The organism is Methylotuvimicrobium sp. KM2, from assembly GCF_038051925.1.
Lineage (GTDB): Bacteria > Pseudomonadota > Gammaproteobacteria > Methylococcales > Methylomonadaceae > Methylotuvimicrobium.
Map to the genome: position 1 here is coordinate 4,563,253 of NZ_CP150634.1, position 13,633 is coordinate 4,576,885.

Here is a 13,633-nt window from a genome sequence, read left to right on the forward strand (position 1 = left end):
GTGTGTTCATGGCTGCGCGAGTTAATGAGTTAACCCAGCTTTAACAAATGTAGTGTCTACGGATTAAACTCTTAAGTCATAAGGATTAAAAAGCCTGCTGCATTCTTGGTTTTATCCTAATATTCAAAAGCGTATATTCAGTAAATGTTAAAGCTGTGTTAACGTGCTGACATTCCCGATTCGTCCGAAAACTTCCAAACCCGGGTAATCACTAATACATCCAATTCCTTGAGCAATTCTTGAGGCAATGGCGGAAACGGCGCGCTTAAACGAACGATCCTTTTGGCGGCTTCGTCTAGGGCTGCATTGCCTGAAGGACGTTTAATTCGTATATTATATATCGTACCGTCCGGATTGATGCCGACTTCCATCGTCAACGTGCCGAAAAAATTTTTTTTGCGTGCAACTTCGGGATAATTAAGGTTGCCGGTCGCTTCCACCTTTTTTTTCCAGTCCATCTCATATTGCGAAGCAACATATTTATGAGTGCTCACCGCATTGACATGCTTGATTTTGCTGATGTCGGCGCTGAGTTGCTGTTGCCGAACTTCGGTGCCCAGCTGCGCAATTTGTTGTTGCAAGGCTGCGGCGGTAATTTTCGGAACCGGTTTGCTTTGCGGTTGAACCGGGGATTTAACCGGTACGGGAGGTGCTTTTGTCTCGGCTGGGCGAATCGTGCTGATTATTTTTTTGGGGGCTGCGGCTTGACGTTGAACCGGTTTGCTTTGCGGTTGCTTGTTAGGCAAGGTCCCGCGGCTAGGCAGCTTTTGTTTAGGCGGGGTTGGTTTGGTTTTTTGTTTGCCGGCGCCGATTTGATTTTCCTGGGCTAGAAAACTCGCCTGTTTAGGGGCTTTTTGTGCCGGCGTCGTGGCTAACGTGATTTCAATTGCACGATGAGTCTCTTCTTGTTTAGGCATTGAAAAATTAATGCCTAGGATAACCATAATATGCAGTATAGCGGCAATAAATAGGGTGATCATTAAGGCATCGTTTTCCGATGTGCTGGAAACTCCGCCCAAGAAAGCTCTTGATGTTGTCATAATTTCTTGATTGCTAAAGACTAAACGGAAACTATACTTGTTTTCATTAAACTATAAACTTTAACTTAAAGGAAGTCTCTATGCAGGATGGGTTTACAACCTATACTCATCAAGCTACTTCATTTTGATCGAAAAACCGTCTAAGCAGCGTAGCCCGGATGGAGCGTAGCGCAATCCGGGAAGTTCGAAGCCACGCTAGCCCGTATTCCGCTACGCTTCATACGGGCTACATGCTTCGTGCTACAAACTTAATTTTAAAGGAAGTATCTATGCGGAACGGGGTTGGTCACCCTGTCTTGCACGTTTCGACCCTACCCAAAGCAAACCGAAACGTTCGGGGCGAGTTGAATAACCCGTCCCGCGCCAGCGCCCGAAATGAGTTCGATAAACTTTCGAGAAATTCAGCGAAGCTTTAATTCAATATGGTCCATCAACTGGCCGGCAATGTTCAATCCGAATTGTTTATCCAGTTCTTGTACGCAAGTCGGGCTAGTGACGTTGATTTCGGTGAGATAATCGCCGATGACGTCGAGGCCGACAAAAATTAAACCTTTTTCGCGTAAGGTCGGCCCGATTTGTTTGGCAATCCAAGAATCTCGAGCGGTTAGCACACGGCCTTCCGCATTGCCGCCGGCAGCCAGGTTGCCGCGAGTTTCTCCTTGAGCCGGAATTCTGGCCAACGCGTAAGGCACCGCCTCGCCGTCGACGATCAAAATACGTTTATCGCCGTTTTTAATCTCGGGTAGATATTTTTGCGCCATTACATAACGACAATTGTATTGCGTCATGGTTTCCAAAATGACACTTAAATTCGGATCGTCCTTGCGCAAATGAAAAATCGACGTACCGCCCATGCCGTCCAGCGGTTTTAAAATAATCTCGCCTTGTTCCGCCAAAAAATCGCGAATCCGTTTCGGATCGCGGGCCACCAAGGTTTCCGCGCAGCATTGAGGAAACCATGCGGTAAACAGTTTTTCATTGGCGTCACGCAAGGACTGAGGTTTATTGATGACATAAGCGCCTAAGGTTTCGGCCCGCTCGAGCAGATAAGTCGCATAAATGTATTCTTGATCGAAAGGAGGATCTTTGCGCATCATGATGACATCGAGTTGATCCAGCGCGATATCCTGTTCACTCGAAAATCGATGCCAACGCTCCGGGTTTCTTTGAACTTCCAATAAACGGGTACGCGCATAGGCGCGTCCGTTACGCATATAAAGATCGTTAAGCTCCATATAATGCAACTCCCATCCCCTGCTTTGAGCTTCAAGAAGCATTGCAAAGCTTGTATCTTTCTTGATGTTGATGCGATCGATCGGGTCCATGACCATGCCGAATTTTATAGACATAAAAACTCTCAATAATCCGAAATTAAAAAGGGGTGGCAACAAGGCGTCAACTATAGCGGTTTCAGAGGTCTTGGGAAAGAATGTTTTAGCGTGTCATGCGATGGCAATGAGGTTTCAAGGATCTATGCCGCATGAAAATCTATCTATTCTTTACTGAGAAAGTTCGCAGTTTTGCATTCCTTATCTATTTTTTCGATATGAAAAAACAATGTCGGTTCCGAAGAGGGTGCGGTTGCTCGATCGACAGGCGTCGGCGGCAGGGCAGATTTTTGCTCCATGCAAAATCTGCATTCACGCCGTCCTTGGCGTTCGAGCCGCCGTCGAGCCTACATGGACGTATTCACCCAGCACCTAAATTCCATAGTCCATTGGCTATGGTTAACTATCTTGGATAATTCATCCAGCACCTAAATAAGCCATGAATTTGAATCATTGCCAAAGACCTATGGAATTTAGGTGCTGGATTTACTCCCTTTATACTCAAAAAATGGTTAACTTTATGAAGGTATGGGGTGTGGCTAGCGAGGATGTCGGCAGCAGGGAGCTGCCGCCAAGCCTCCATGGATGGGTTTACGGCGTTCCTCGATAGACACATCCCATACCTTTTATTCTTAGACGGTTTTTCAATCAAAAGGGAGTAGGTGCTGGGTTCACGGCGTCCTGTCGGGCGAGTGACCGCACCTTCCGCCACCAGAGAACTTTCATTTGCCGGGGCGATGGCTAGGCCTTCATGAACGTTACTATTTACGAATACTCCATATAAACCTTCCGCAATCTAAAATTCGACAGCGCCCCAAGGAGGCGCCGGGGCCGAATTTTGATCTACGGGTACAGTCACGAAAAACCCGAAAGAAGTGAAATATCAGCTTTTATTGTTCAGACGTTTTTTCATTCAGATAGGAGTAAAAGGTTTACCTGACAACTAAAATTTGGTATAAAAGCGGGCTAATTTTTGAACAATGGCAAACAAAGAGGTTAATCATGTCCAGAGTCTGTCAGGTTACAGGAAAACGCCCCGTAACCGGTAATAATGTATCGCACGCAAACAATAAAACCAGAAGACGTTTTTGCCCCAATCTACAACACCATCGTTTTTGGGTGGAAAGCGAGAATCGCTGGGTTCGCCTGCGTGTTTCCACGAAAGGCATGCGCGTTATCGACAAAAGAGGCATTGATGCCGTTTTGGCCGATTTGCGTAAACAAGGCATTAAGGCATAAGGGGATCAACCATGCGCGATAAAATCAAACTCGTTTCATCCGAAGGCACCGGACATTTTTATACTACGACAAAAAACAAACGCACTATGCCTGAGAAAATGGAGATCAAAAAATTCGATCCTGTTGTTCGCAAGCATGTGATGTACAAAGAAGCTAAAATCAAATAATTTTTGACGACACTTCTTTCGTTGCCCGGAAAGCCGCGGTTACGCCTAAAGCGCCGCGGCTTTTTCGTCTATCGCCGCAATCATTGTTTTTTAAGTTTATCCAAAACTTCTTTTAGCTTTTCCGTTTGTTTGAATAATATTCGGTATTGCTTGATGGCATCTTCCTTGGCAGCTTCCAGTTGCTTGCATCTCTCAATAAGCTCCTGATTTTTATCCGATAAGGCCTCGTTTTGTGCTTTTAGTTGTTCGACCTGCTCGAGCAATCCCTTGTCAGCGGAATTCGCTTTATGCGTCGCGGTTGGAGCGTCTTCTTCCGAGTTTGTTTCCGAGCTTTCGGTATTGCGAAACGTGGTTTCGAAGCCGTCGTCGATCGTGAATAGAGCCGCCGTTTTTTTAAGTTCAGGCGAGACCTTTTGCATGCCGCCTTCCAAAATAAACGCTTTGAATTTATTGCGGAGCAACAAAAATGCAGCCGCCTCGCTGGTTTTGCCGTTAGCGCAAACAACCACGACGGTGCGGGCGCGATTGAGCGTTTTTAATTGCATTCGTAGAGTAAAGAACGGCGCGCTAATACTGTCGTCTAAATGAAATTGGTTATAGTCTTCGGTTGAGCGGACGTCCAATAAAATCGCTCCATTGGCTTGTTCTTGCCGCATTTGCTCGAAATCGATGTATTTCAGCGAGGGCTCTTTGATCAGTGTTATAAAATTCTGCCTGGAAAGACGTAACAAAGACAGCTTGCTGATGGCTGTAATCGTGACATTCCTGGGTTTATCCGATAAGAGAGAGTCTTCTCCGAAAGTATCGCTCGTTCTTAGGAGTGCTAGCTTGATCTCCTTGGCATTTTCGGAAGGTTTGCGAGTCAGCAAGCACTGGCCGGATTTGATCAAATAATAATAATCGCCCTGATCGCCTTGATGGAAAACGGCTTCGCCTTTCTCAAAGACGACCTCTTCGAGGCTTATTATTATTTTTTGTAGGTTGGCCGGCGGCAATCTTTGAAATATCGGAGACCTCAATAAAGTTGTCATCCAGTCATCAGAGTTGTCTTCCGGTTCGACTATAACCATGTAACTACTTTCCTCTTCATAACTTAGCGACGATAAATAATTCAGTGTTTCCGTAGGCAGCCTTAAAAATCGAATGCTACTGCATGCCACGGCGTCAATTTTTCTAGGTAGTTGGTGAGCTAAGGCGAAGCGGGCAGATTCGCCTTCTGCATCAATTATTTCGACCTTTAGGCCTTGAGCCTCCAAGGAAACTTGGCCGCTCAATAAATAAAATAAGTCCGCCTCCGTGTCCCCTTTTTTGAATAATACCGAATCGCGCTCTGCCGTTTCGATGGTGATTTCGGCGCACAATGCTTCGAAATGAGGTCCGGGCAGAGTGGATAGTGGAACAAGTTTACGAATTGCTTGTGCGTCTGCGGAGCTGATATTTACAGCCATTCAAATTCATTGGAAGGATTAAATTGACTAATATAGCTCATTATCCTAGATAAAGCATTTCACCATGAAGAATAAGGAACTTGCATTTTGTTAAGTTTGGCAAGCCGTTGAAAGGCTTAATGCACTTGAAGGTTAATACCGAATTTAGGATAACGAGAGCCTGATGATCATATGATTCGCGCGGCCATATTTTCGGTTTTTGACTTGTTTTAAACATTTTTTGCCTTATATTGTCTACGTTGATTTTAAAGCCTGTCGAGGACTTTCATGAAGAATCACTTATTCGGTCATTTGATATTGACCTTAGCATTCGGGTTTTTAGCCGTCACGCAAGTATCGGCAGGATTGCCGGTTGCGGTGGAGGGACAGCCCTTGCCGTCGCTGTCGCCCATTCTCGAACGCAGCATGCCGGCAGTCGTGAATATATCGACATCAACCAATATTCAGGTTAGAGAAAATCCGTTATTGCAAGATCCGTTTTTCCGGCATTTTTTTCAATTACCGGACCGGCCTCGCCGGCAACAACGCAACAGCTTGGGATCCGGAGTCATTATCGATAGTGAGAAAGGCTATGTGTTGACTAATAATCATGTCATCGACAAAGCCGATAAAATCATGGTGACACTGCATGATGGACGCCAACTCGATGCCAAATTGATCGGTACCGACCCTGAAGCCGATGTTGCGGTCGTACAAATTGCCGCCGATAACTTGGTTGCCTTGCCTATTTCCAACTCCGACGAATTGAGAGTCGGCGATTTCGTCATTGCGATCGGCAGCCCATTCGGACTGAGTCAGACAGTGACTTCGGGTATCGTCAGTGCGCTGGGTCGATCCGGTTTGGGCATCGAAGGCTATGAGGATTTCATTCAAACCGATGCGTCGATCAATCCGGGAAATTCCGGCGGAGCGTTGGTCAATTTGCGCGGCGAATTTGTCGGCATGAATACCGCGATATTGGCGCCGGGCGGCGGCAATGTCGGTATCGGCTTTGCGATTCCGGCCAATATGGCGATGACGATCAAGGAGTCTCTAGTCACTCATGGCGAAGTGCGGCGCGGCTTGCTGGGGGTCACGACTCAGGATTTGACTCCAGAACTGGTTAAAGCCTTCGGTTTAAAAACCAAACATGGCGCCGTAATCAGCAAAGTGGCCGGAAACTCTCCCGCGGCAAAAGCCGGACTTGAACCAGGCGATATTATCATTGAAGTCAATGGACAAAAAATCAAAGGCAGTCACGATATTCGCAATATGATCGGTTTAATGAAAATCGGCGCCAAAGTCGATATCGGCATTATGCGTGATGATAAAAAAATGCTGGTTCAGGCTGAAATCGGCAAGCCTCAGCGACCTCATTTAGCCGGTAAAACGATTCATCCTCGTCTTGACGGCACCGTGTTAAGTTCGACACAAAAAAATCAAATAGAAGGGGTTTTATTCGAACAGATAGCAACAAACTCCTACGCTTGGCGAGCCGGGTTACGACCGGGCGACATTATCGTTTCAGCCAATCGCTATCGGATTCGCACAATAGAAGAACTTGCTCAAGTCGCCAACCCCAACAACGCATTATTGATCAATATACAGCGCGGCGAAGAAGCCTTCTTCTTGGTTTTGAAATAACCTTTTGCGACTAATCAGCGCATGTGGTTGGGTGGTGTCAGGCATTGATTCCTAAGGATGCGGAATACATAACTTGTGCTGAATAATTACAACTTTTTTGTATCACTGATGACGAATTCAATGACCGAACGAACATTCATAGCACTCAATATTGCCGTATTGACGATATCCGATACCCGTAACGAAGCCGATGACGTTTCGGGTAAAATACTGGTCGACAAGGCGCTGGCATCGGGTCATCGCATTGCGGAAAAAAAAATCGTTCCGGATAATATTTATCGAATCAGAGCGGCGCTGTCGCAATGGATCGCCGATGACTCGGTCGATGCGGTTTTAACCACCGGCGGCACCGGCGTGACCGGTCGAGACGGAACGCCGGAAGCGGTAGAGCCGTTGCTCGATAAAACCTTAGACGGGTTCGGCGAAGTCTTCCGGATGATTTCCTATCAAACGATCAAAACATCGACGATACAGTCGCGCGCAGTCGCCGGCGTCGCGAACGGAACCTACATTTTTTGTTTGCCAGGCTCGTCGAATGCTTGCAAGACGGCTTGGGACCAATTAATCGAGGCTCAACTGGATTTTCGAACCAAGCCATGTAATCTTGTGCAGTTAATGCCGCGGTTAAAGGAGCGATAACATGCGTTGGGATTTTTTAGTCGTCGGCGCGCTATGTGCCGGCATTGGCGTCGGCTTGGGGGCATTCGGCGCGCACGGTTTAAAAGCGGTGCTAAGCCCCGATATGCTTGAAGTTTACAAAACCGGCGTGACCTACCATATGTGGCATGCGTTAGGTTTGTGCGCAATCGGCCTGCTGCATCGGCAAAATCCTCGGCAAGCGCTGTTGTCATGGTCGGCTTGGCTCATGTTTGCCGGCATCGTGCTCTTTTCGGGCAGCTTGTACCTTTTGACTTTGCTCGACCAAAAATGGCTGGGCATGATTACGCCATTCGGCGGTCTGGCATTCATCGCCGCTTGGATAACGTTGGCCTTATATGCCGCCAAAGAACAGCGGTAGAAGGCGAATAATAAAGCGCCGAGCATTCGATCGCTCCCTTAAGGTAATAAAAGCAAGCGACTAAACCGAACAAAGGATCAATTCGCTTTTTTACGGTACACTTTACCGAAACTCCCTTTCACAAAAAATATCGAATTAAATCATGCGTGACGCCTCTCCTCAAACGATCTATCTCAAAGACTACAAACCGCCGGAATATCTTATCCACGATACCGACTTGAATTTTATGCTGGATGACGAATGCACGCGAGTCGTTGCCACGTTGACGATGAGCAGAAATCCGGCCTCGAAAGCCGATGACAGTGCCTTAACATTGCTGGGCGAAAATCTGACCTTGCTCGGCGTTCAGTTGAATGGCGACACATTAAGCGCCGATCGCTATTTGCAAACGCCTGAAGCCTTAGTCATTCACGATGTGCCGCAGCACGAAAAATTCGTCGTCACGATTGAAAACACGATCAATCTCAAGGCAAATACGGCACTAGAAGGTTTGTATCTCTCCAAAAACATGCTGTGCACGCAATGCGAAGCGGAAGGCTTTCGCAAGATTACTTATTATCTCGACCGACCCGACGTGATGAGCCGCTTCACGACCACGCTAGTCGGCGACAAGGATAAATATCCGGTATTGCTGTCGAACGGCAACAAAAAGGCTCATGGCGAACTACCCGATAATAAACACTGGGTTACCTGGGAAGACCCGTTTAATAAGCCATGTTATTTGTTTGCGCTGGTGGCGGGGCAGTTGGAATGCGTCAGAGATAGTTTTACCACGCAATCGGGGCGAAGAATAGCGCTTGAAATCTTTGTCGAAGCCCACGATCTTGATAAGTGCGATCATGCGATGCAATCGCTAAAAAATGCAATGCGCTGGGACGAGAAGACTTACGGACTCGAATACGACCTGGATTTGTACATGATCGTCGCGGTCGGTCATTTCAACATGGGCGCAATGGAGAACAAAGGCCTGAACATATTCAACACCAAATTCGTCTTGGCGCGCCCGGATACAGCCACCGATAGCGATTACGAGCATATCGAAGGCGTGATCGGTCATGAATATTTTCATAACTGGAGCGGCAACCGCGTGACTTGCCGGGATTGGTTTCAGTTGAGTTTGAAAGAAGGCTTTACTGTATTCCGCGATCAGGAGTTCACCGGCGACCGGACCTCGAAAGCAGTCAAACGCATCGAAGACGTAAACGCATTGCGGACCCGGCAGTTTGCCGAGGACGCGGGACCGCTGGCACATCCGATCCGGCCCGACGCCTATATCGAGATTAATAACTTTTATACCTTGACAGTCTATGAAAAAGGCGCCGAAGTCGTCCGGATGCTACATACGCTGCTCGGCCCTCAAGGTTTTCGCAAGGGCTGCGATCTGTATTTTCAGCGTCACGACGGTCAGGCGGTTACTTGCGACGACTTCGTCAATGCGATGGAAGCGGCCAATGATGTCGACTTAACGCAATTTCGGCGTTGGTACTCGCAGGCGGGCACGCCGGTATTGACCGTTTCGGAACATTACGATAGCGACGCGCAAACATTATCACTGACCATTAAGCAAGACAACCCGCCGACACCCGGCCAGCCTCGCAAGGAACCGCTGCATATACCGATTAAAACCGGATTGATCCTGCCGGACGGTAATCTGGCGCAATGCCGATTGCAAGGTAGCGAACAAGTCAGTCATAAAATTGTGCTCGAATTGACCGAGACAGAGCAAACTTTTGTATTCGAGCAATTGCCGCAAAAGCCGGTGATTTCATTGTTGCGCGGTTTTTCAGCGCCGGTGAAACTTAAGATGCAACGCTCGCTTGAGGAGCTGGCTTTCTTGTTGAGCCATGATCCGGACACGTTCAATCGCTGGGAAGCTGGGCAGCAATTGGCCGGTCGCGTCATCGCCGAACTGATCGACGATTTGCAAAACGGTCGTTCGCTTGAGATTAATCCGGTCTTGATCGAAGCCTATCGAAAAATCGTTCAAAACTGCTGGCTGGATTTGTCGTATTTCGCCTTGTTGTTAAGTCTGCCTTCGGAAACTTATCTGGCCGAACAAATGCCGGTCATTGATGTTGAAGCGATTCATACGGCACGCGAATTTGTTGCCGGTCAAATTGCAAAGCACCTTGAAGACGATCTAAGAGGCTTATATCTGGATAATCACCGAGACGAATCGGGTTGTTTCGATGCCAAAGCTATCGGTCGACGCCGCGTTAAAAACGTGTGTCTCGGCTTTTTGAGTAAGCTGGACGATACCGAAATACAGCGTTGGTCGCTCAAGCAATTCGATACGGCCAAAAATATGACCGATCAAATCGCCGCATTGGGCGTCATCGTCAACACGCCGCATCCGGCCCGCGCAACTTGCTTGGATGCTTTCTACCGGCAATGGCGCGACGAAGCACTGGTCTTGGACAAGTGGTTTGCCTTGCAAGCAACGGCAACTCCGCCGGATACTTTTGAAGCGGTGCAACGCCTGTTGAAACACCCCGACTTCGATTTAAAAAATCCTAACCGCGTTCGTGCGTTGGTCGGTTCTTTTAGCCAGGCCAATCCATTGCATTTTCATGCAGCCAGCGGGCAAGGTTATCGATTTTTAGCCGATAGAATTATTGAATTGAATACGCTCAACCCTCAAGTCGCATCGAGGATGGTTGGCGCACTGACGCAATGGCGGCGTTATGACGAGGGTCGGCAAGCTTTGATGAAAGGCGAGCTCGAACGCATCATGTCGACCGAGGCGATTTCCAAAGATGTGTATGAAGTAGCAAGCAAAAGCTTGGCATGAAAGAAGGCGTAAAACGATGCAGAGATAACTATGGCCCTGGCTTGATAACGAGGCAAATTCGGTGATGGATGTTAGAATACGTGCAACTCGACAAGCACAACACGTAAAGCCATAGATTTAATGAGGAAACTATGCGGATTCCGAGACATTTAACCAAGATTATTGCGGCAACCCTCGGCATATTGCTTGTCGTTTATGTCGCATTCTATTTCGTATTTCTCGATCTGATCGTCGATTACTGGTGGTTTCAAGCAATAAAATACGAAGGCTATTTTTGGCTGAGATTGCTTTACCGCTTTTTTCTTTCGGGCGCGGTCACCGTAGTTTTCTTTTCGATTTTCTTTTTGCATTTTTGGTTGGCGGCCCGTTATCTGGGGTTCAATCCTAATCAAGATGCATTGCAGGATTCGGCCAAGCGCAAGCGCTTCGAGCGCCTAGCCGATCTATTCATGAGTTTGTCGATCAAGTTTTCGACACCGGTAGCATTAATATTAGCCATTGCGATTGCGATGCCCTTTTACCATCAATGGGAAATGGGACTACTGTATTTCTTCGGCGGATCATCCGGAGTCGTTGAGCCCGTTTACGGACAGGATATCGGCTTTTATTTGCTGTCTTATCCGATTTATTTACTCATCCAGGAAGAGCTACTGGCTACCGCGGTCATTATTTTCTTAATGGTCGCCTTTCAATACTGGGTGCAACATACGTTTATCCCAAGTCAAGCCAAAGAATTTCCGAAGGCCGCTAAAGTTCATCTGGCGGTATTATTCGGCTTTGTCGTGTTGTTCGTCGTTTGGGGCTTCATGCTGTACCGGTTTTCGCTGCTTTATATCGACCGCCACGAGCCGGTGTTTTCAGGGCCGGGCTTCGTCGAAATACGCTATCAACTACCGTTGATTTGGCTCTCGATTGTGGGATTTCTGGCGGCTGCGATTTCCTTGCTGTTTTATTATTTCTCCGAAACGACGCGGACCAAAGTCCCTTTTTTGATTTCATTGGGGATCTTTGTCAGCGCGTTAGGGCTGCAAGAAGTCAAATTCATACCTGAATTGATCGATAAATTTATCGTCAAGCCTAACCCGGTTAGGACGCAGCGCCCGTTTATCGATCACAATATTGTCGCGACGCTCGATGCTTATGATTTAAAAAATATCAATATCGTCGATTTTACGGTGACGCTCGACCCGACCAAGGATATCGAAGCATGGAGCACCCGAAGACGTTTCGAAAATATTCCGGTTTGGGATCGCGAATTTTTGAGCGATGTTTACAACCAAATTCAAAGCATCCGACCGTATTATCATTTTCTCGATGTCGACGAAGGCCGTTATTTCATCGACGGTTTCAAGCGTCAGGTCAATCTTGCCGCACGGGAAATGAATATCTCCAAGCTCCCCAAGGAAGCGCAAAATTGGGAAAACACGCATTTGCGTTTTACGCATGGTTTCGGCGCGGTAGTCACGCCGGCGGCGCAAGATGCAGGTCAACCGATACGTTGGTTTTTGCGAGACTTGAATTTAAGCTCTAATGTCGGACTGGATGTGAAGCACCCCGATATCTATTACGGAATGGAGGATTATAAGTACGCAATCGTACCCAATAAGCTCGACGTGGTCGCGCTTTCGGGAACCCAGCCGGACCCGGCGATCGACGCGGTTTATACCGGCAGCGGCGGAATCCCTATTCCATCGCTGTTTAGAAAAGCCTTGTTTTCGTTTTTTTTCAAAGACGAAAAAATATTTTTCTCGACCAATATATCTCGAGAGAGCCGCTTGTTGATTCGTCGGAATGTCGTCGACCGAATCAATCATCTGGCGCCATTTCTGCATTTAGACAAAGACCCTTATCTGGTTGTCACGAAAGACCGATTCTATTGGGTGCAAGACGCCTATACCTTGTCGAATTGGTACCCGGTATCGAAATCGGCCGAGGATGATTTTTTAGTCGGCAGTAAGGAATTCAATTATATCCGCAATTCGGTCAAGATCACCGTCGATGCTTACAGCGGTTTAACTCGTTTTTATGTTACCGATCCGTCGGATGTGATCATTCAGGCTTACGACAGAGCTTACCCCGGCGTATTCCGCGACATCGACGAAATGCCGGTCGAATTAAAGCGACAATTGCGTTTTCCGCGCGACCTGTTCTATTTGCAAATGAAAGTCTATGCCAAATATCATCAGCGTGACCCGGCATTATTTTATCAACAGGCCGAGACTTGGAATTTTGCGGAAGTCAGAGACCAAGAAGTTAGGCCTTATTACCAAACGGTAGACTTAGGCAATTGCGGCGGCAAGGAAGAATTCGTCATGATCAATCCGATGACGCCGATCAACAATCAGAACTTGAGCATGGTTGGCGTCGCCAGCGTGATGGATAGAGAAAAGTGCGGTGACGCCTTCAAAAAAAGCATCACGGTTTACCAATTCGCGAAGGAAGTTCAAGTCAACGGGCCGGCACAGGTCGAGGCCTTGATCGAGCAAGACCCGGACATCGCGGCTCAGCTTACGCTCTGGGACCAGCGCGGTTCTCGGGTGAGAATGGGGAGGATGATTATTTTGCCGATGGAACACTCGATTCTGTATGTCCAGCCGCTTTATTTGATCGCAAATAAAACGAGCATACCGGAATTGGCTAGAGTCATCGTGTCGATCGGCAATGAGGTCGTCATGGACACCACGCTATGGAGCGCATTTTCACGATTGAGAGAGCGCTTTATTAAGGTACAAGAGGACGACACGGGGACCACTTTCGATCCGGATAATGATAGGCCGAAATAAGAGGACAAAAAAGCCGCTATCGAATTACCCGATAACGGCTTTTTTTATAGCATAAATTGTTGTCATTTAACCCAGCCTTGACAAATCTAGCGCCTATAACCTAAATCATTAAAGTATAAAAATTAAAAAATTCACCCAAAATGGCCTTGTCACGCCATAATGTTTTTATTCTTTAATTTTAAATATCTTTTGTTCG

The 13,633-nt window shown here is 47.3% G+C and carries 11 protein-coding genes; 7 read left to right on the top strand and 4 right to left on the bottom strand.

Annotated features, from left to right (window positions below):
• Window positions 1-158: 158 nt before the first annotated feature.
• The 3 genes from WJM45_RS19280 to WJM45_RS19290 all read right to left on the bottom strand — a co-directional run bounded on the left by WJM45_RS19280 (window position 159) and on the right by WJM45_RS19290 (window position 2,667).
• Entirely contained in the window at window positions 159-1,040 is an 882-nt protein-coding gene (locus tag WJM45_RS19280) for a TonB family protein (RefSeq protein ID WP_341326641.1), read from the bottom strand.
• Between the two features lie 401 nt (window positions 1,041-1,441).
• Window positions 1,442-2,389, bottom strand: a complete 948-nt coding sequence (gshB, locus tag WJM45_RS19285; RefSeq protein ID WP_341326642.1) for a glutathione synthase — start codon at window positions 2,387-2,389, stop codon at window positions 1,442-1,444.
• Between the two features lie 143 nt (window positions 2,390-2,532).
• On the bottom strand, window positions 2,533-2,667 hold the full coding sequence (locus WJM45_RS19290) for a hypothetical protein (RefSeq protein ID WP_341326643.1): 135 nt from the start codon (window positions 2,665-2,667) through the stop codon (window positions 2,533-2,535).
• A 703-nt stretch (window positions 2,668-3,370) separates the two neighbouring features.
• Between WJM45_RS19290 and rpmB the strand changes: the two genes are divergently transcribed.
• Together rpmB and rpmG are read left to right on the top strand one after the other, a co-directional pair.
• Window positions 3,371-3,607, top strand: coding sequence for a 50S ribosomal protein L28 (gene rpmB / locus WJM45_RS19295; RefSeq protein ID WP_014150285.1), 237 nt, complete (start codon window positions 3,371-3,373; stop codon window positions 3,605-3,607).
• Between the two features lie 11 nt (window positions 3,608-3,618).
• The gene (gene rpmG / locus WJM45_RS19300; RefSeq protein WP_014150284.1) at window positions 3,619-3,774 is read left to right on the top strand and encodes a 50S ribosomal protein L33; all 156 of its coding nucleotides are present in this window, start codon (window positions 3,619-3,621) and stop codon (window positions 3,772-3,774) included.
• A gap of 80 nt (window positions 3,775-3,854) precedes the next feature.
• Here the strand turns inward: rpmG and WJM45_RS19305 are convergent, their stop codons facing one another.
• Window positions 3,855-5,222, bottom strand: a complete 1,368-nt coding sequence (locus tag WJM45_RS19305; protein WP_341326644.1) for a cyclic nucleotide-binding domain-containing protein — start codon at window positions 5,220-5,222, stop codon at window positions 3,855-3,857.
• Window positions 5,223-5,489: 267 nt separating this feature from the next.
• Here WJM45_RS19305 and WJM45_RS19310 point away from each other — a divergent pair, with 267 nt between their 5' ends.
• From WJM45_RS19310 to WJM45_RS19330, 5 genes are all read left to right on the top strand, one after another.
• A complete protein-coding gene (locus tag WJM45_RS19310) occupies window positions 5,490-6,845 on the top strand; it encodes a DegQ family serine endoprotease (RefSeq protein ID WP_341326645.1) in 1,356 nt (451 codons plus the stop codon).
• Window positions 6,846-6,965: 120 nt separating this feature from the next.
• On the top strand, window positions 6,966-7,484 hold the full coding sequence (gene moaB / locus WJM45_RS19315) for a molybdenum cofactor biosynthesis protein B (RefSeq protein ID WP_341326646.1): 519 nt from the start codon (window positions 6,966-6,968) through the stop codon (window positions 7,482-7,484).
• Window position 7,485: 1 nt separating this feature from the next.
• Window positions 7,486-7,863 (top strand): DUF423 domain-containing protein, encoded by a 378-nt coding sequence (locus tag WJM45_RS19320; RefSeq protein WP_341326647.1) that lies wholly within the window; start codon window positions 7,486-7,488, stop codon window positions 7,861-7,863.
• A gap of 142 nt (window positions 7,864-8,005) precedes the next feature.
• The gene (gene pepN, locus WJM45_RS19325) at window positions 8,006-10,654 is read left to right on the top strand and encodes an aminopeptidase N (RefSeq protein WP_341326648.1); all 2,649 of its coding nucleotides are present in this window, start codon (window positions 8,006-8,008) and stop codon (window positions 10,652-10,654) included.
• A 131-nt stretch (window positions 10,655-10,785) separates the two neighbouring features.
• On the top strand, window positions 10,786-13,437 hold the full coding sequence (locus WJM45_RS19330) for a UPF0182 family protein (RefSeq protein ID WP_341326649.1): 2,652 nt from the start codon (window positions 10,786-10,788) through the stop codon (window positions 13,435-13,437).
• The last annotated feature ends 196 nt before the right edge of the window (window positions 13,438-13,633 follow it).